The 18715-nt window shown below is 66.4% G+C and carries 16 protein-coding genes; 9 read left to right on the forward strand and 7 right to left on the reverse strand.

Features of this window, described 5'->3' with window-relative positions:
* Positions 1 to 3: 3 nt before the first annotated feature.
* Positions 4 to 729, reverse strand: coding sequence for a TetR/AcrR family transcriptional regulator (locus tag ACVILH_RS30745; protein WP_456716245.1), 726 nt, complete (start codon positions 727 to 729; stop codon positions 4 to 6).
* An 84-nt stretch (positions 730 to 813) separates the two neighbouring features.
* Between ACVILH_RS30745 and ACVILH_RS30750 the strand changes: the two genes are divergently transcribed.
* The 5 genes from ACVILH_RS30750 (at position 814) to ACVILH_RS30770 (ending at position 7750) form a co-directional block, all read left to right on the forward strand.
* Positions 814 to 2394 carry an efflux transporter outer membrane subunit gene (locus ACVILH_RS30750; RefSeq protein WP_456716246.1) on the forward strand — a complete coding sequence of 527 codons (1581 nt, stop codon included), beginning with the start codon at positions 814 to 816 and terminating at the stop codon, positions 2392 to 2394.
* Positions 2394 to 3509 (forward strand): efflux RND transporter periplasmic adaptor subunit, encoded by a 1116-nt coding sequence (locus ACVILH_RS30755; RefSeq protein WP_456716247.1) that lies wholly within the window; start codon positions 2394 to 2396, stop codon positions 3507 to 3509. The genes ACVILH_RS30750 and ACVILH_RS30755 overlap by 1 nt, the downstream gene beginning before the upstream one ends.
* 28 nt (positions 3510 to 3537) lie before the next feature.
* Positions 3538 to 6612: an efflux RND transporter permease subunit gene (locus ACVILH_RS30760; protein WP_456716248.1), complete on the forward strand. Its 3075-nt coding sequence runs from the start codon at positions 3538 to 3540 to the stop codon at positions 6610 to 6612.
* 112 nt (positions 6613 to 6724) lie between these two features.
* A complete protein-coding gene (locus tag ACVILH_RS30765) occupies positions 6725 to 7417 on the forward strand; it encodes a PadR family transcriptional regulator (protein ID WP_456716249.1) in 693 nt (230 codons plus the stop codon).
* Positions 7418 to 7447: 30 nt separating this feature from the next.
* Positions 7448 to 7750, forward strand: a complete 303-nt coding sequence (locus tag ACVILH_RS30770; RefSeq protein ID WP_456716250.1) for a DUF3861 domain-containing protein — start codon at positions 7448 to 7450, stop codon at positions 7748 to 7750.
* Positions 7751 to 8118: 368 nt separating this feature from the next.
* Here ACVILH_RS30770 and ACVILH_RS30775 read toward each other — a convergent pair whose 3' ends face one another.
* Both ACVILH_RS30775 and ACVILH_RS30780 read right to left on the reverse strand, forming a co-directional pair.
* Positions 8119 to 8955: a class III extradiol dioxygenase family protein gene (locus ACVILH_RS30775; protein ID WP_456716251.1), complete on the reverse strand. Its 837-nt coding sequence runs from the start codon at positions 8953 to 8955 to the stop codon at positions 8119 to 8121.
* A gap of 5 nt (positions 8956 to 8960) precedes the next feature.
* Entirely contained in the window at positions 8961 to 9314 is a 354-nt protein-coding gene (locus ACVILH_RS30780) for a protocatechuate 4,5-dioxygenase subunit alpha (protein ID WP_456716252.1), read from the reverse strand.
* A 122-nt stretch (positions 9315 to 9436) separates the two neighbouring features.
* On the opposite strand from ACVILH_RS30780, the gene ACVILH_RS30785 reads away from it, so the two are divergent.
* Positions 9437 to 10369 (forward strand): LysR family transcriptional regulator, encoded by a 933-nt coding sequence (locus ACVILH_RS30785; RefSeq protein ID WP_456716253.1) that lies wholly within the window; start codon positions 9437 to 9439, stop codon positions 10367 to 10369.
* A 19-nt stretch (positions 10370 to 10388) separates the two neighbouring features.
* Here ACVILH_RS30785 and ACVILH_RS30790 read toward each other — a convergent pair whose 3' ends face one another.
* The 3 genes from ACVILH_RS30790 to ACVILH_RS30800 all read right to left on the reverse strand — a co-directional run bounded on the left by ACVILH_RS30790 (position 10389) and on the right by ACVILH_RS30800 (position 14755).
* Complete coding sequence (locus ACVILH_RS30790; RefSeq protein WP_456716254.1) at positions 10389 to 12617, reverse strand: alkaline phosphatase family protein; 2229 nt, start codon at positions 12615 to 12617, stop codon at positions 10389 to 10391.
* 148 nt (positions 12618 to 12765) lie between these two features.
* Positions 12766 to 14043, reverse strand: coding sequence for a flavin monoamine oxidase family protein (locus ACVILH_RS30795; RefSeq protein WP_456716255.1), 1278 nt, complete (start codon positions 14041 to 14043; stop codon positions 12766 to 12768).
* Complete coding sequence (locus tag ACVILH_RS30800; RefSeq protein WP_456716256.1) at positions 14036 to 14755, reverse strand: RibD family protein; 720 nt, start codon at positions 14753 to 14755, stop codon at positions 14036 to 14038. Before ACVILH_RS30800 ends, ACVILH_RS30795 begins: the two co-directional genes overlap by 8 nt.
* Before the next feature lie 160 nt (positions 14756 to 14915).
* Between ACVILH_RS30800 and ACVILH_RS30805 the strand changes: the two genes are divergently transcribed.
* Both ACVILH_RS30805 and ACVILH_RS30810 read left to right on the forward strand, forming a co-directional pair.
* The gene (locus tag ACVILH_RS30805; RefSeq protein WP_456716257.1) at positions 14916 to 16442 is read left to right on the forward strand and encodes an alpha/beta fold hydrolase; all 1527 of its coding nucleotides are present in this window, start codon (positions 14916 to 14918) and stop codon (positions 16440 to 16442) included.
* 35 nt (positions 16443 to 16477) lie between these two features.
* Positions 16478 to 16831, forward strand: coding sequence for a DUF2200 domain-containing protein (locus tag ACVILH_RS30810; protein WP_456716258.1), 354 nt, complete (start codon positions 16478 to 16480; stop codon positions 16829 to 16831).
* A gap of 6 nt (positions 16832 to 16837) precedes the next feature.
* Here the strand turns inward: ACVILH_RS30810 and ACVILH_RS30815 are convergent, their stop codons facing one another.
* Complete coding sequence (locus tag ACVILH_RS30815; protein WP_456716259.1) at positions 16838 to 17749, reverse strand: PaaI family thioesterase; 912 nt, start codon at positions 17747 to 17749, stop codon at positions 16838 to 16840.
* Between the two features lie 281 nt (positions 17750 to 18030).
* Here ACVILH_RS30815 and ACVILH_RS30820 point away from each other — a divergent pair, with 281 nt between their 5' ends.
* The gene (locus ACVILH_RS30820) at positions 18031 to 18705 is read left to right on the forward strand and encodes a hypothetical protein (protein WP_456716260.1); all 675 of its coding nucleotides are present in this window, start codon (positions 18031 to 18033) and stop codon (positions 18703 to 18705) included.
* Positions 18706 to 18715 lie beyond the last annotated feature (10 nt).

The raw sequence follows: 18715 nt of genomic DNA on the forward strand, positions 1-18715 counted from the left end.
TGGTCACGGCCGTCTCGCCGCCGATCCGAGCGATCGCCGCAGCGAGGCCTTCGAGGTTTTCGCACGCGGCCTGGGCCTCACTTCGGCACGCCCATAGGCGGCGATGAACACCTTGATTCCACTTTCGAGCTGCGTCCTGTATTCGGCCGGACTCGGAGCCTGCATGGACAGAGCCCATGTGAGCGGCAGGCGGCCCTGGATCAAGGTGAGAAACTGAGTCGCGGCGAGCCTCGCATTGGGCACATCGAGCAAGCCCTGGGCCTGCGCCGCGCGCATGAACGCTGCGACCTCAGCATCGCAGCGCTCCGGCCCCGCCCGCATGAAGGCCTGCGCCACGGCGGGATACCGCGAGGCGCATGACATGATCAGGCGATACATCGCCAGTCCCTGATCGTCGAGAAACATCGCCAGAAATCGGCGGGCGATCTCGCGCAGATCTCGTTCGAGATCGATCGCGCCCTCGTGCTTTGTCCACAGCGACTCGCGCCGGCTTCGACAATCCTCCTCGACGAGCGCGAGCAGCAATGCATCCTTGTCCGTGAAGTGAGCGTAGAGCGTCGCCTTCGACACTCCCGCATGGCGGGCGATCGCATCGACGCTGGTGGTATCGAAGCCACCTTCCAGAAATAGCGTCCGCGCACTGTCGAGTATCTGCGTCTGCTTTCGCTCCGTACGGCTTGTGTCCGTAACGACACGCGATGGACCTGATTTAGTAGAGGATGTCATCATCCTCCCTCCTAGCACCAAAGTGACTTGACTCAAACCTAAGGCGGGCAGCATCTTCGCTCAAGAAAAACTAAACGGTTTAGTTTTATGAAGAAAGATGTCCAAATGTTTCAGGCCTGGTGGCGGCCCGGCGCAACACGCGGGACGATTGTCGCGCCGCTCGGCCTCGTCGGCTGCGGCGTGCTGCTCGCATCCTGCGCGATGGGCCCGGACTTCATGTCCCCGGACGCGCCGGCGACGGCGGGCTACACGTCCGAGCGTCGCCTCGCGGCGACCGCCAGTGCCGAGACACCAGGGGGCAACGCGCAGAGCTTCGCACCCGGCAGCGACCTGCCCGGCAATTGGTGGGCCGTGTTTCATTCGCGCCAGATCAACGCCTTCGTCGAGGAAGCGATCCGCAACCATCCCGATGTCGAAGCTGCGCAATATGCGTTGCGGGCCGCGCGCGAGAATGCGCTGTCGCAGCAGGGCGCGCTGTTTCCGCAAGTGAGCGCCAGCGGATCAGCCGAACGTACGCAGGCCTCTAGCACGCAGCAAGGGCAGTGGCCCGGCCAGACCTCGCTCTACACACTCTACGGTGCCTCCGTCAGCGTCAGCTACGCGCTCGACCTATGGGGCGGCACGCGGCGCCAGGTCGAGGCGCTGCAGGCGCAGGCCGACTATCAGGGCTTCAAGATGGAGGCGACCTATCTGGCGCTGACCGCCAACGTGGTGACGGCGGCGATCACCGACGCCTCATTGCGCGACCAGATCGCGGCGACCGAGGAGATCATCAAGGCCGAGACCGATCAGCTCGGACGCATCCAGCGCCAGTTCGACGTCGGCGCCATCTCGAAATCCGACGTGCTGTCGCAGGAGGCCACGCTGGCGCAGGCCAAGGCCACCCTGGCACCCCTGCAGAAACAACTGGCGCAGCAGCGCAACCAACTGATGGCCTATCTCGGCCGGCTACCGAATCAGGACCGCGGCGAGCATGTGACGCTCGCGGAGCTGAAGCTGCCGCGGAAGTTGCCCGTGTCGCTCCCCTCCTCGCTCGTCCGCCAGCGCCCCGACATCCGGCAGGCCGAGGCCACTCTGCACCAGGCCACCGCGACCGTCGGCGTCGGCATTGCCAATCTGCTCCCGCAGGTGACGCTGTCGGGCAGCTATGGCGCGAGCGGGCCGGAGCGACTGTTCTCGCCGACGACCCTGGTGTGGGACGCGGCATCGAGCGTCAGCCAGAAGCTGATCGACGGCGGCGCGCTCTATCACACCAAGGAAGCCGACGTCGCAACCTTTGAGCAGGACCTTTCGCTCTACAAGAGCACGGTCATTACCGCGTTCCAGAACGTCGCCGATTCGCTGCGCGCCATCCAATACGACGCCGAGGCGCTGAAGGCGCAGGCCGCCGCTGAAAAAGCCACCGCCGACAGCCTCGCGATGGCGATCGAGCAGTTCAAGAGCGGCGCCGTGCCCTACGCCAACGTCATCACCGCGCAGCAATCCTATCTCAACGCGCGCGTCTCCCGCGTCAAATCGCAGGCCACCCGCTTCACCGATACCGCCGCGCTGTTCCAGGCGCTCGGCGGCGGCTGGTGGAATCGGCAGGACGAGACACCAGCGGCGCTGCCGCGCGCCAATCCCGGCTATTTCGCCGGCCCCAATCGGACCATCCAGGAAGCGATGTAATGAAGAAGCGCATGACGATCATGCTGGCTGCCATGGCCGTTCTGTTCGGCGGCCTCTACGGATTCCAGACATTCAAGGGCATCATGATCGCCAAGGCGATCGGCGCCATGGCGAACCCGCCGCAGACGATCTCGACTACTGTCGCGGCGACCGCACCGTGGCGCTCCAATCTCACCGCCGTCGGCTCGCTGCGCGCCGTCAACGGCGCTGATCTCGCGTTGCAGGCCTCCGGCATCGTGCAGAGCATCCAGTTCAATTCCGGCGATTCGGTCGAAGCCGGTCAGCCGCTGCTGCAGCTCGTCGCGACCGACGATGTCGCCAAGCTGCAGTCGCTGCAGGCCACCGCCGAGAACGCCGCCATCGTCGTCAAGCGCGACGAGGAGCAGATCAAGTTCAACGCCGTCAGCCAGGCGACGCTCGACAGCGACCGCGCCAACCTGAAGAACGCGCAGGCGCTGGTCGCGCAGCAGAGGGCGGTGGTCGAGCAGAAGACCTTGAAGGCGCCGTTCGCCGGCCGGCTCGGCATCCGCGCCGTCGACCTCGGACAATATCTCAGCGCCGGCACCACCATCGTCACCCTGCAGAGCCTCGATCCGATCTTCGTCGACTTCTACCTGCCGCAGCAGTCGCTCGCCGATATCAGGATCGGCCAGGACGTCGGCATCAGCGTCGACGCCTTTCCGGGCGAGCGCTTCACCGGTCAGATCTCGGCGATCAATGCCAAGGTCGATTCGACCAGCCGCAACGTCCAGGTCCGCGCCACCCTGCACAATGAAAAAGCGCGCCTGCTGCCGGGCATGTTCGCCAAGGTCGAGATCGGAGTAGGCCAGCCCGAGCAGCTCGTCACCCTGCCGCTGACCGCTATCGTCAGCAACCCCTATGGCGATCTCGTCTATGTCGTCGACGATCTCAAGGACGGCCAGGGCAAGGCGCGGCAGATGTTCATCAAGAGCAAGCCGGCCAAGGGCGATCACATCGCGCTCACCGACGGCGTCAAGCCCGGCGAGACCGTGGTGATCGCCGGGCAGATCAAGCTGCGCAATGGCAGCCCCGTGAAGATCGATAACTCGCACGTGCCGGTGGCCGAAGCCGCCCCCAACGTCGTCGATCAGTAACCGCGCAAGCCCACGCTCAGAGCCTCCCATGCGTTTCACAGACATCTTCATCCGCCGGCCGGTGCTGGCGCTCGTGGTCAGCGCGCTGATCCTCGTGCTCGGCCTGCGCTCGATGACGACGCTCGCCATCCTGCAATATCCGCGCACGCAGAACGCCATCGTGACGGTCAGCACGGCCTATGCGGGCGCGGATTCCGACATCATCGCAGGCTTCATCACCACGCCGCTGGAGAACGCGATCGCCCAGGCCAACGGCATCGATTACATGACCTCGACCAGCGTCACCGGCAGCAGCACCATCACGGTGAACCTGCGGCTGAACTACGATTCCGGCAAGGCGATGACCGAGATCAACGCCAAGGTGAACTCGGTGCTGAACCAGCTACCGACCGGGACGCAGCAGCCGACCCTCACCTTGAAGGTCGGCCAGACCATCGATGCGATGTATATCGGCTTCGCCAGCGAGGTGCTGGCTCCCAACCAGATCACCGACTATCTCACCCGCGTGGTGCAGCCGAAGCTGCAGGCCGTCTCCGGCGTGCAGACCGCAGAATTGCTCGGCGCCAAGAAGTTCGCGCTGCGCGCCTGGCTCGATCCGGACAAGCTCGCCGCCTACGGTCTGACCGCGACGGACGTGTCGACCGCTCTGTCGGGCAACGACTACATCTCGGGTCTCGGCACCACCAAGGGCCGGCTGGTGCAGGTCGACTTGGCCGCCGCGACCAATCTGCATTCGCTGGAGCAGTACCGCAACCTCGTCGTCAAGCAGGTCAATGGCGCGATCATCCGCCTGCGCGATGTCGCCAACGTCACGCTCGGCAACGATGATTACGACAGCGCAACCCGCTTCAACGGCAAGACCGCCGTCTATATCGGCATCCAGGCGGCGCCGACCGCCAACCTGCTCGACGTCATCAACGGCGTGAAGGCGGTGTTGCCGGACCTGCAGCGCCAGCTGCCGAACGGCATCACCAGCGAGGTGCTCTACGACTCCACCGACTTCGTGAACTCGTCGATCGACGAGGTGGTGCATACGCTCGTCGAGGCGATCGCGATCGTGATCGTCGTGGTGTTCATGTTCTTAGGCTCGTGGCGCTCGGTCTTGATCCCGGTGATCGCGATCCCGCTGTCCCTGATCGGCACCTTCGGCCTGATGCTGCTGATGGGCTTCTCGATCAATCTCCTGACCCTGCTGGCGCTGGTGCTGGCGATCGGCCTCGTCGTCGATGACGCCATCATCGTGGTCGAGGCGGTTCACCGGCTGATCGACGAGGGTGTCTCGCCGGTCGACGCCGCGATCCAGTCGGCACGCGCACTGGCGAGCCCGATCATCGCCATGACCGTGGTGCTGATCGCGGTCTACGTGCCGGTCGGCTTCCAGGGCGGCCTGACCGGCGCGCTGTTCACAGAGTTTGCCTTCACGCTCGCCGGCGCCGTCACGGTGTCCGCCGTGATCGCGCTGACCTTGTCGCCGATGAACTGCGCCTGGCTGCTGCGCCGGACCGAGCGCGGCGCCACCACCTTGGAGGCGCGGCTGGTCCGCACCATCGACCACGTGCTCGAACGGCTCGCCCACGCCTACCGCCGTGGGCTCGAGAGCGTGTTCACCACCAAGCCCGTGGTCGTCGTGTTCGCGCTGCTGCTGCTGGCGATGATCCCCTGGCTCTATGCCAGCTCGACCAGCGAGCTCGCCCCGGACGAGGACCAGGGCATCGTGCTGTCGCTGACGAATTCCGCGCCCTCCGCGACGCTCGAGCAGCGCGAATTCTATGGCCAGCAATTGTTCGGCCTGATCGCGCAACGCCCCGAGACCCGCACCGTGTTCCAGATCGACACCCCGACGCAGGCGATCGGCGGCTGGGTGCTCAAGCCCTGGGATCAGCGCAAGGCGACGACCAAGACCCTGCAGCCGGAATTCCAGCAGATGCTGAACGGCATCGCCGGCGCCCGCTCGGTCGCCTTCCAGCCCGCCCCGCTGCCGGGCAGCAACGGCCTGCCGGTGCAGTTCGTCATCGGCACCACCGGATCGTTCTCCGAGCTCAACGACGTCTCGCGCGAGTTCATGGCCAAGGCGCTGGCGAGCGGCAAGTTCATCTTCCTCGACACCGACCTCAAGATCGACAAGCCGCAGACGACGGTCGTGTTTGACCGCGACAAGGCCGCCGATCTCGGCCTCAAGATGAGCGATCTCGGCGGCGCGCTCGCGACCATGCTGGGCGGCAACTATCTTGACTATTTCAGCCTGGAGGGCCGGTCCTACAAGGTGATCCCGCAGGTCCGGCAAAACGATCGCCTGACTGATCATCAGCTGCTCGATTATTCGATCCGCAGCAGCGGCAACACGATGGTGCCGCTGTCGACGGTCGCCCGGCTCGAGCACAAGACCATCCCGGAATCGATCAACCACTTCCAGCAGATCAATGCGGCGACGATCTCCGGCGTCGCGATGCCGGGGGTCGCGATGGGCGATGCGCTCGCCAGCCTGAAGGAGCTCGCGACGTCGCTGCCCTCGGGCTACTCGATCGACTATGGCGGCGCGTCGCGGCAGCTCGAGCAGGAATCCGGCGGCTTCGTCACCACCTTCGTGTTCGCGCTGATCATCATCTTCCTGGCGCTCGCCGCCCTCTTCAACAGCTTCGTCGACCCGATCATCATCCTGGTGTCGGTGCCGATGTCGCTCGCCGGCGCGCTGATCTTCATCAGCCTCGGCATCGGTGGCGCCAGCATCAACATCTATACCCAGGTCGGCCTCGTCACCCTGATGGGCCTCGTCAGCAAGCACGGCATCCTGATGGTGGAGGTCGCCAACGAGCTGCGCGAGCAAGGCAAGGATCGCACCGAGGCGATCATCGAGGCCGCCACGATCCGGCTGCGGCCGATCCTGATGACGACCGCGGCGATGGTGCTCGGCGTCATCCCGCTGATCGCGGCCAGCGGCGCCGGCGCGGTGTCGCGCTTCAACATGGGACTCGTGATCGCCACCGGGCTCGCCATCGGCACGCTATTCACGCTGTTCGTGGTCCCCGTCGCCTACGCGCTGATCGCCCATCGCGGGACGCACGAGGCGACTGTTCATGGCAACGAGGCCGTGGCCACGTCTTGAACGCTCGTAAAATCAGTGTGTTAAAGACGGATCGCGGGAGCTACATCGACCAGCATCGACAAACGATACTTATAAACGATATATCGTTCGTGTGAAACGGAGATCATATCGTATGAGACATCATCATTGGACATTCGGCCGCTCGCGCTGCGATGACGACCATCAGGAGCGCGGCTGGAGCCATCGTGGACGTCACCATGGACATCACGGCTTCGACGAGGCTTCCGACGACATCCGCATGGGCGGGCGCGGCGGCGGCTTCGGTCCGCGCGGACCAGGCCTGTTCGAACGTGGCCGCCGCGGCGGCCGTGAGGAGTTCGGGCGTGGCGGCGGCGGCCGTGTCTTCGGTCCCGGCGACCTGCGCAGCCTGCTGCTGTGGCTGATCGGCGAGAAACCCCGCCATGGCTATGAGCTGATCAAGGCGGTCGAAGAGCTCGTCGGCGGCGCCTATTCGCCGAGCCCCGGCTCGGTCTACCCGATCCTCAGCCTGCTCGAGGACATGGGCCAGATCGAAGCCGCATCAGCCGAAGGCGGCAAGAAGCTGTTCGCGATCACCGAGGCCGGCCGCCAGGCTCTCGCGGATGACGCCGCCGCCATCGAGGGCCTGCTCAGCCGCCTGCGCATCCTGGCGCGCTCGATGGGCGGCATGCGTCCGTCCGAGCAGGTGATGCAGGCGGTTCAGACGCTGAAGATGGCGCTCAAGATGCACCGGCGCGGCTGGAGCGACGCGGAGTCGAAGCGCGTCAGCGACATCCTCACCCGCGCCATCGCCGAGATCCAGGGCGACGACGACACCGCGACCTGACACTCAGACACAGATCAAAGGAGCATCGACATGCCCCACTCCTACGCCATCGAGGTCACCGACATCGGCCCGCGCACCGACGGCGCCGCCGGTCCGAGCTACGACTTCACCTTCTCGAGCCACGACGATCTCAACGAGATCCTCGCCCGCATCCAGCGCCGCGGCCTGTTCGACCACAATGAGAGCAAGGTCTTCGTCACCGGCCTCAAGCTGCTCGGCGGCGTGATGCTCAACCACCGCAACGAGCCGCTGTTCGCCGAGTTCGGCCCGGCGTTTGTGCAGTTCATGAAGACGCTGAAGTCAGGCGCGAAGGCGCAGGAGGCGGAGGGATAAGATTCTCCAAGGGATGAGAATCCATGTTTGAGAGCACCATGCAAGCCTCACCAACGGTGCGCCCCCTCTCCCCGTTCTTCACGGGGAGAGGGTCGGGGTGAGGGGCAGCCGCACGGGCGGTGCGTGCCGACGCGAGCAACCGACACCAACGTCCCTCGATAGCTTCCGGGGTATGGGTCCCGGCTCAAGGCCGGGACGACACCGGTGATGTGGGGCGCGGTTGTGCCAAACCCATCGGCGAGGTGGCACGCGATCGGACCTAACCCACCGCCGTCGTCCCGGCCTCGAGCCGGGACCCATACCGCGTGATCTCTGTTGTCAGACCGGATGCGAGTAATCGTCCCCCACAACAGGAATGACAGGAGCCGCTACGCCGGCTCCAGCACCATCAATCCCGTCGCGGTGTTCGAGATCGGGATGTGATAGTTCGCATGCTCCTTGCGGACCTTCTCCGGCAAGGCGCCGCGCGCAACCATCCAGTTCAAGAGCTCGACGCCCTGCGTGCCCGACAACTCGACCAGCTCGGTCGTCGAGTACTTCGTCGCCCAGGCGGGGTCGTCGACCATGCTGGCCATGAATGTCTCGTCGAACTCCTTGTTGATGAAGCCGGCACGCTCGCCGTCGAGCTGGTGCGACAGGCCGCCGGTGCCCATCACCACGACACGCTCGTCCTTCGGCCAGGATTCGATCGCCCGCCCCAGCGCTTGGCCGAGCTTGTAGCAACGCGCGGCCGACGGCAGCGGCGCCTGCACGGTGTTGACGACGACCGGCACCACGCGCACCGGCCATCTCTGGTCCGGCCAGCACAGCGCCATCGGCAGGGTGAAGGCATGATCGACCACCATCTCCTGGCAGGTGGTGAGGTCGAACTCCTCGTTCACCAGATGCTCGATCAGGTGCCACGACAACTCGCTGTCGCCCTTGAACGGCGCGGTCTGCGGAATGCCCCAGCCCTCGTCGGCATTGCCATAGCTGTCACAGGCGCCGATCGCGAAGGTCGGCATCTTGTCGAGGAAGAAGTTGAGGCCGTGGTCGTTGTAGACGAGCACGACGACATCCGGCTTCACCTTGGCGAGCCAGTCGCGGACATGCGGGAAACCGTCGAAGAACGGCTTCCAATACGGGTCCTGCTGCAGCCCCTTGGCGATCGCGCCGCCGATGGCCGGGACGTGCGAGGTGGTGATGCTGCCGACGATCTTTGCCATGATGATTACCCCCGGGCCGCGAGAAGCTTGGCCTTGAACTGCTCCTTGGTCAGTCCGGTCTGCTGCGCGCCGATGTCCTGCATGTCGAGCCCGAAGATGCCGGCGAATTTGGCGAGGTAATAGGCGTTGCCGCCGGCCTCGATCAGCGCGAGCACGTTGCGGCTCTTGATCGCGGCGCGCTGCTGATCGTTGAGGCCGTATTTCGTGCAATAGCTGTCCTCGTCGGCGACGAAGGCCTTGCGGTTGGCGGCGTCATTGAACGAGTAGCACATCTTGTTGAGCGCATAGCCCTTGCGGGCCTGCTCGCCGTCGAAGATGGTGGTGCCGGGCACGGGCTGCCGGGCCGATGTGGCGGACATTGAAACCTCCCCTGAAGCGTTCTGACTGCACGCGTTTGATCTGGATCAAACGCGGCGTCATCCATGCCCGCCAGTATCGCCCCGAGACACATCCGATAAAGGCCGCCCGACTGATCTGATCCATGAGCCAATTCGATCATTTGGACATCGACGGCCATCTGCTGCAGCTCCTGCTCGCCGTCATCGAGGAGGGCTCGGTGACGCGCGCCGCGATCAGGCTCGGCGTGACGCAGTCCGCCGTCAGCCATCTGCTCGACAAGCTGCGCGCCATCACCGGCGATCCGCTGTTCGTGAAGTCAGGCCGCGGCATCGTGCCGACGGCGCATGCGCAATTACTCGCGCTGCGGGCTCGCGCGCTGCTCGACGACCTCCAGAGCTTCTCGCAGGCCGCCGCGTTCGAGCCCGCGAAGATCTCCGCACAGGTGACGATCGCCGCCAATGATCTGCAGCGCGACCTGCTGCTGCCGTCGCTGCTGCGCTACACCCGGGCCCAGGCGCCCGGCCTCAGCCTGCGCGTCATTCCCTCGGGCGCGCCGACGCCGGAGATGCTGCGCGAGGAACATTGCCAGCTCATGATCACGCCGCGCCCGCCCGACGGCAGCGACATCCTGCAGAAGCGGCTGTTCGAGGACAGCTACCGCGTGTTCTACGATGCCGGCCAGCGCGAGCCGCCGGAAAGCCTGGAAGACTATCTCGCCAGCGATCACGTCACCGTCGTCTACGAGCCGCGCCGGCGGCTCGACATCGACGAGATCCTGGCCGAGCGCGGCGTCGTCAGGCGCTTCGTCGCGCAGGTGCCGGGTTTTGGCGGCATCGGCCCGTTCCTGCGCGGCAGCCGGATGATCGCGACGCTACCGAGCCTGCTCCGCGCCTACATGCTGCGCGGCCTGGCGATCGCCCCGGTGCCGGTGCCCTGCCCCGCCATGCCGATGTACATGGTCTGGCACCTGCGCCACCACGACGATCCCCTGCACCGCTGGCTGCGCCAGCAGCTCGAGATCGTGGTCGCACCGAGCCTTGCCGCCGCCGCCGAGCACATGCCGGCGGCGGCGTAGTCGAGCCATCCCGCGCAGCTCAGCGCAGGATGTGATGCAGCACCTCGCCGTCGACCTGCTGCGGCTTGACGCCGAGGATCCGCATGATGGTCGGCGCAACGTCGATGTTGCGCATCCGCCGGATCGTCGTTCCCTCGCGGATGTCAGGGCCGGCCGCGATGAAGGTTGCGCTCATCTCCGCGATCTCCGGATCGTGGCCATGGGCGCCGTAGAAGTTCGGCATCGACAGCGTCGTGGTGGTCGCACTGAACGGCGCGTCGCCGAGACGGGCGACACCGGGATTCTGGATGCCGTCGAAATTGTAGCCCGGCGCCATCAGCGCGAACACATCGCCGAAATCCTGGCCGATGGTCTTGCTGGTGCACAGGCCGGTGCCGGCATCGCACTGCAGCGGCCGGCTCTCGACCACCGTGAACAGCCGGCCGTCCTTGAGCGAGGTGTTGAACTTCGGATTGGGATCGACGGCGTTCTTCACGGCATTGGCGACCTGCGTCACCAGCGCATTGTAGCTCGCCGGATCGACCGTGCCGCCGGCCTCGCGGTTCTGCAGGTTGACATAGATGTTGACCGCAGGACCCGAGGTGCGGATCGCGAGCTTGGTCGTATCGATCCCCGCGTTGCGCAGGATGTTGAGCATGCTGACCGAGGTGTGGAACGGCGCGAAGCCATGGTCCGACACCACGATGATGTTGCTCTGCCGGCCCGCGGTCTCGCTGATCCGCTTCACGGCCTTGTCGGCCGCCTGATACGCCGCCCTGATGTAGGACGCATAGCGCGCGACCTTGGCAGGGTCCTGATTGGCGCCGATGGAATTCGGGTCCTTCGGGTTGGTGCCCTGGCGCGGATCGGTCAGCAGGAACTGGTGCTCCGAGCCGTCGGGCTGCTCGATATAGATCATCACGAGATCTGCGTCGGGATGGTTGCGGATCGCGCGCTCGCCGATCGCGGCCTGGTAACGCACGAAGGTCTTGACCATGTCCTCGAACATCGCCTCGATCTCGACGTCCGGGAAGCTCGTGAAGCCCGGGCTCAGCCGCTCCGGGATGCGGAAATCGGCCTGCGGGCGCCAGAAGCCGATGTTGTTGTTGATGTCGTCGACATCGGCCAGCACGGGCGCGTTGCGCGGGATGTAGTTGGCGCCGTAGCGGGCGAAGCGCACCACTGAGAGGTCCGGCGCCAGCGCCGAGACGAAATAGGCCGTTCCGACCTTGGCGCCGCTGCCCTCGAAGAAGAACGGCGCGTTCTCGCCGCCGAGCTTGGCGAAGGCCGGCCCGGTCGACGGCGCCTGGAACGGGCCTGAGCTGATGCCGCGGGTCGTATCGAAGAACACCAGCGTGTCGTAGTTCACCTGGCCGTCATTGGTGGTGTCGATCGCGGCGACGCGGATCGCGTATTTCAGGTCGAGCGTCGCGGCGGCGGTGCAGGTCGCGGGCGCGGCGGACGCGCAGGAGAAAGTCTCGATCGGCGCCGCGGTGACGAGCACCGGGCTGTAGGATGAATGGCCCGCCGACTGCAACGCGGCGATCACGGCCGGGTCCGACACGAAATCGCTGCGCGTGAGCGAGAAGCCCTGCGCCGAGAGGCCGCCGAAGGCGCCGAACGGAACGGTGTAGTCGGTGACGCGGGTCGGCTGCGCGGGCTGCACCACCGTGTTGTTGATCGAGATATCGGCGCCGTCGCCGCCCGGCCAGGTCGCGGTCACCACCTTCTTGCCGTGCTGGCGCAGCTGCACCCACAGCGGCGCCGCGGTCGGCTGCGGGCTCGGTCCGAGCGGGCTCAGCCGGTAGCCGCCGATCGGCGCGGCAAAGCCGCTGATGCTGGAGGTGATCGGCGCGACGATCGCCTGGAATGTGTTCGACGGAATATCGTTGTGAACCGCCGTGGAGCCGGTGGCGATCTCGACATGCGACACCGCCGTGAGCGAGGGCGAGGCCGTGACGTTCTGCTTGGCGACCACGCCGCGGCGGCTGAGCCGCGCCAGCCCGCCGTCGCGCGGCAGCACGCCCTGCTCGATGAATTTCTCGATGAAGTCGGGCTTGGCCCCGTCCAGTGAGATCAGCACCACACGCGGCGAGCGGCGGCCGTGGCGGTCATGATCGCGGTCGCGATCATGGTCGTCATCGCGGCCGTGATAGAAGCGGTCGCCGTTCGCGTCGCGATCATCGGCGTGGGCAGGCATGGCGAAGGCCGCAAGCAAGACCGCGAGCGCTGCGCTCGACAACGCCCGGTGAAAATTCCTCGACTGCATGAGACGCCCCCCATCGCTGCGCAACCTGCGCGCTCATTCTTGAATGGGCGTATCGACTAGCGGGCTTGGCTGACGCGCATGTGACGCGCGCACGACAGATGTGACGATCTCGCGACGGCCGACATGCGAACGAACTACGCCGCCGCGATCACCTCGCGAGAATGAGCTGCGCTGTCTGCCGGCCGCTCGCGAGCGCCGCCTCCACAGTTCCCATGTCGCGGCCTTGATACAGCGCCTCGCCGGAGATCAGCACCGGCCCGCCATCCCACGACGTGAGCACATCCTGCGCGCGTCGGGTGGCCAGCGTCGCATAGGAATAGGCGCCGCGCGCAAACGGCTCCCTTGCCCAGTCGGTGACATGAGCTGCGGTGAGCTCCTGCCGGAGCACGGTCACGGGCTTGGCGAAGATGTCGGCCAGCGCAACGAGTCCGGTCTCGACCAGCGCATGGTCGTCGAGCGCAGCGAAGGCGTCGGTGGGCGGCCCGGCGAGCCAGCCGGTCAGCACGGCATGGTCGTTCGGATGCTGCGTCCACCACACCGGCACGGTTGCGTCCGACAGCACGAACAGCATGTCGGACAAATCATGCGTCTGCATCGCCGTCCACCAGCGCCGCTCGAAGCGCAGCAGCAGCTTGATGACGTTGCCGAAGCCGATATCGGCGGAGGCCGCCACCTGCGCCTGCATCGCCGCAGGCAGCGCAAGGGATGACAACAGCGGCAGCGGCACCGTCAGAACGACGACATCGGCGCGATGCGTCTGGCCATCAGCACAGCGCACGAGCGCGCCACCATCCGCGCTCTCGATCGCCGTCACGACCGCCTGGAACGCAAACGTCACGCCGCGCGCGCGGCATTCCGCGACGAGATAATCCAGCAGCACGCCATAGCCGCCAACGATGCGCGCCTGGTCGCCGCGCTCGCCGCCCATCCACTCCTCGCGTAGCGCGAACACGCTGGCGCGATCGGGATCGGCGGCATCATAGCCCTGGACCATGCCGAGCACGGAGTCGCGCAAGGCCGCGAACTCCGCGCCGGAGAAATGCCGCTCGAGCAGCGCCGTGACGGTGAGATCCTCCTCGAGCGTCGCCAGCACCTGATGCAGGCGGTCCATCTGCCGGTCGGCCGGATCGGTGCACGTGAAGACGCCGTTCTCGACATGCCAGCGCGCGCCACCGATCGGCTGCGCCGAGAGGCCCGCCTCTTTCAGCAGCTGATAGGTGACCCGTGCCTCGCCGTGAATGAACTCGGCGCCCGCCTCGGCCCTGTATCCGAACACGTCTTCGCTGAGCGGATGAATGCGCCCGCCGCAGCGATCGCGGGCCTCGAGCAGCGTCACCTTGCGTCCGGCGCGCGACAGCTCGCGCGCGGCCATCATGCCGGCAGCGCCCGCGCCAACGACGATGATGTGATCTCGTCTCTCAGCCATGGCTGGCCTGTGCCGGCATGTCCGAGCCATTGGTGATCTTGTAGCGCAGCCATACCGCCCCGCCCTCCAGCATCTTGGTGCTCTCCAGCGTCATTGCCGTGATCGGCGCCCGCGCGCCGGCGTCGCTCTCGGCCGAGTCGAATACGCTCGGCGCGCCCTTCGTGCCGTCGATCGCCGGGCACAGCACGAGGTTGAACTCGTCGACCAACCCCGCACGCAAGAAGGCCCCATTGGCGCCGCCGCCCCCTTCGAGCAGCAGCCGCTTCACGCCGAGCTCGCGCGCGACGATGTCGAGCACAACGGCGAGATCGAGCTGCCGCTCGCCGGCGAAGACGTAGGACACGCCTTCGCTGCGCAGCCCCGCCAGATGCGCGTCGGACACCGCCTCCGTCAGCACCACGACGATCGGATCGCCGCCGATGTCGGCGCGGCCCCAGCAGATCTTGCCGTGCGCATCCAGCACGATGCCATAGGCCTTGGCGTCGCGCCGCGCGATCCAGCTCTCGCGCGGGAACCGCTCGCTGGTGGTCGCCGGATAGGCCGTGCCCTTGGCGAATTCCTGGCCGGTGACGCGGCCGATCAACCAGGCATCGCCACCGAGCTGGTCGTGCACCTGCTCGAACAGATCGCCGGATCCCCGCGGGCGCCAGCGGCTCGGCAAGGTGCGGCCATCGACGCTCGAGGCCATCAGGCAGATCACATCCGGTTTCATGGGCACTCCTCTTCGACGCTCAACGAATATGGCTCCGGCAGGGCTTGTCAACGAAGCGGCGCGGGTTTCGTTCGATCGCAGTGATGTCGCGGCATCGCCGTGCTGGCCGCTGTCACCGGACAGATCCATGCGCTAGGTTCGGCCCGGAACGGAGCAGGACATGGACGGCGCGACGCGCGGACGAAACGCCATCGGGATGCGCGGCATGGCCTTGCTGGCGGCTACGCTGGCCGGCCTCGCGCTCTGCGCGGCCGGGCTCTGGCGGCTCGAAGCCGCGCGCGGCGGCGTGAGCATCAATGAGCTCCAGACAGGCACGACGCCGATCACCGTCTATCGGCGCGAGGGCGCCGCAGCCGCGCCGATGGTCGTCATCGCGCACGGCTTCGCCGGCTCGCGCCAGTTCATGGAAGCCTATGCGCTGACCCTGGCGCATGCCGGCTATCTCGCGGTCTCGTTCGATTTCGAAGGCCATGGCCGCAATCCCACGCCGATGTCGGGCGATGTCACGCGTGTCGACGGCACCACCCGCAAGCTGATGAGCGAGATCGCTCGCGTCACCGATGTCGCGCTAGCGCTGCCGGGCGCCGATGGCCGCGTAGCCCTGCTCGGGCACTCGATGGCGTCCGACATCATCGTGCGCCAGGCGCTCGCCGATCCCCGCATCTCGGCAACGGTCGCGATCTCGATGTTCTCCGAAGCGGTCACGGCGAGCGCGCCGGGCAATCTGCTGATCATCACCGGCGAATGGGAGACGGCTCTTCGCCGGGACGCTCTGCGCAATCTGAAGCTCGCCGACTCCAACGCGCGCGAGGGCGACACGGTCGGCGATCCCGCCGGCAACGGCGGACGCCGCGCGGTGGTGGCCCCGGGGGTCGAGCATGTCAGTGTGCTCTATTCGGCAACGGCGCTGCGCGAAGCGCGCGATTGGCTCGACCAGGTGTTCGGCCGCACCAGCAGTGGTCCGGTGGCCGCGACCGGCGGCGCGATCGCGCTGCTGCTCACAGGCATCGTGCTGCTGGCCTGGCCGCTGGCCGGATTGCTCCCGAAGGGCGATGCGATGCCAGCGCCCCTTCCCCTGCGCAGCCTCGCCGTCGCCACCGTGCTGCCAGCGGTGGTGACGCCGCTCGCATTGCGGTTCGTCAACACACGCTTCCTGCCCGTGCTGGTCGCCGATTATCTCGCGGTCCATCTGTTCGTCTATGGCGCGCTGTCGCTGGCGCTGCTGCGCTGGAGCGGCGTTCGCTTCGGCCGCGTGGCCTGGATCGCCGCGCTGGCGCTCGCCGCCTATGGCATCGCCGTATTCGGCGGTGCGCTCGATCGCTATGTCGCCTCGTTCATGCCGATCGCTGCACGCCTCCCGATCATCGCCGCGATCGCCATCGGCGCCGTGCCCGCCATGCTGGCCGACAGCATCGCCAATCAGGGCGGCCACGCCGCACTGTGGCGCACGCTGTGGATCAGGACCGCCTTCCTCGCCTCGCTCGGCGGCGCGGTCGCGCTCGACACGCGCAGGCTGTTTTTCCTGCTGATCATCATCCCGGTGATCGTGCTGTTCTTCATCGTGTTCGGATTGATCGGCGGCTGCGTCGGCCGCAGAACCCGCTCGCCCACTGCAGAGGGCATCGGCCTCGGCCTGATCCTGGCGTGGTCGCTCGGCGTGTCGTTTCCGATGTTCCTGCCGGACTAGCGCTTCATGACACCAAAACGAGAGAGGAGGCGTTCATGGCGAAACACCGCATCTACACGATGAGCTTCGCGAGCGTGTACCCGCTCTATGTCGCCAAGAGCGAGAAGAAGGGACGCAGCAAGGCCGAGGTCGACCAGATCATCTGCTGGCTGACGGGCTACGATCAGAAGCAGCTCGAAACCGAGCTGCAAAAGCAGACCGATTTCGAGACCTTCTTCGCGCAGGCGCCGGCGATGAATCCGGCGCGGTCCCTGATCACCGGCGTAATCTGCGGTGTCCGCGTCGAGGAGATCGAGGAGCCCTTGATGCGGGAGATCCGCTATCTCGACAAGCTCATCGATGAGCTGGCGCGGGGCAAGGCGATGGACAAGATCCTGCGCAAATCCTGACCGCGCTCAGTCCTGCTCCTGCCCCGGCGTCTGTCGCAGCATGAAATGACCGAACGCGGTCGCGATCGGCTTCGTGGCATCGTCCTGCCAGGCGCGCGCCTCGAAGGCGATCACGCGGCGGCCCTGCTTGACGATCGAGGCCGAAGCGAAGCTGTCGAGCGCGCGGCCCGACCTGAGATAGTTGATCGTCAACCCGATCGGCTTCGGCGGCGACACGCCGAGCTCACGCATCACGGTGACGATCGCAGCGGTCTCCAGGAACGCACCCGTCATGCCGCCATGGATGGCGGGCAGCACCGGATTGCCGATGATCCGCTGCGAGAACGGCATCACCAGCGTGTCGCCGGTGCTTGAGCGAATGCCGAGACAGCGCGCGAACGGGCTGTTGGCAAACAGGCCTTCACCACCGCCGGGCGCGTCGAGCGGCGGCGGCGCGCCGGTGAAGGCCGGCCGGTCGGTCAGCATGTTGGTGCGGTTGGCCGCGATCATGAAGCAGGCGGTCGCGGTCGCCACCGGCTCGCTCTCCTCCTCCTGATAGGCGGTGGCGCGGACGAAGGCGATCGAGCGGGTGACGCGGTAGCACACCGCATGCGCCTTGATGTCGAGGCCGGGCGTCGCCGGCTTCTGATAGTCGATGCGCAGGTCGAGCGTGGCGATCGCGCTGCTGCCGTCGAGCGCGAGCTGCACCGCCATGCCGCAGCTTTCGTCGAGCATCGCGGTGACGACGCCGCCATGGATCACGCCGGTGTCGCTGTCGCCGACGAACACGGGACGATACGGAAGGGTCGACCATGCCTCACCGGGCGCGAAGCGGTCCATCCGCAGACCGCTGATATGGCCGTACACCGAGCGGCGATGCCTGATCGCCTCGGCGAGCTGTTCGAACGCCTCTGATGCGGCGTTGGTCGAGATGTCCATGGTTGGGATTTACCGCATGATCACGGGAGGAGCGAAGCGAATTCAGAGATCCATGTTCGCGAAACGAACGAGGATGGTCCGAGCTGAAGACCTGACGCAACCTTCCGATGCATTCACCGTCTGCAACATCGTCCGGCACTTGTTTGTAGCTCGAGCACCACGAAGCAGCCCCTCCCCCGCAAATCTACGTGCATCAAAAGTGAACCGAGCGGGGCGCGCTTAGAACATTGGCAACCTTAATAGGGTCATAATGGTCTCAATCAAATCCCGGAGACCTGTCGATGCGCAAACCCATGACGCCGGATGTCCCGCCGAAGAGCGGCACGGCTTCCCTACGAATCGCGATGAGCCTCGCGCTGGCGGCGAGCGCCGGCGTGATCTGGTGGAGCGGCGGCGGAGCCAACGGCTTCACCTTTGCCGGCAACGGATCGCCGTCGCTGGAGACGCGCGTCGCGGCGCTGACCTCGGAGCTCACCGAGCTCAAGGCGGAGACCGCCCGGCTGCGCGATCGCCAGAACGATGCGTCCGGCGAGCTGATCCAGCTTCGCGCCAGCCTGACCAGCGCCGAGACCGGGCTGGCGACGCTGCGCGCCGCCGCTGACGAGAGCGAGGGCCGCCGCCGCGACACCGCCGACAGGATCGAGCAGGACATCGCGCTGTTGAAGCGGCAGGCGATCCGCCTGCGCACCGCGCAGGAGGATACGTCCGCGGAGCTGAGCAGCTTGCGCGTCGCCGCGGCATCCAGCGACATGAGCATCGAGCAACTGCGCACCAGCACCAGCGAGATCCGCCAGCAGGTCGCCCGCATCGAGACGGCCCGCGAGGCCACCAGCTCGATCTCCCGCATGCACAAGCATCGCGCCCGCCGCGTCGCACGCGCGGCCGAGGTCGAGCCGCAGCAGGCTCAGCCATTCATGATGCAGTGGCCGGGCGTGGTGCCCGCGGGCCGGAACTGAGCGCTGAGCT

It is taken from the genome of Bradyrhizobium sp. USDA 4353 (assembly GCF_054063215.1).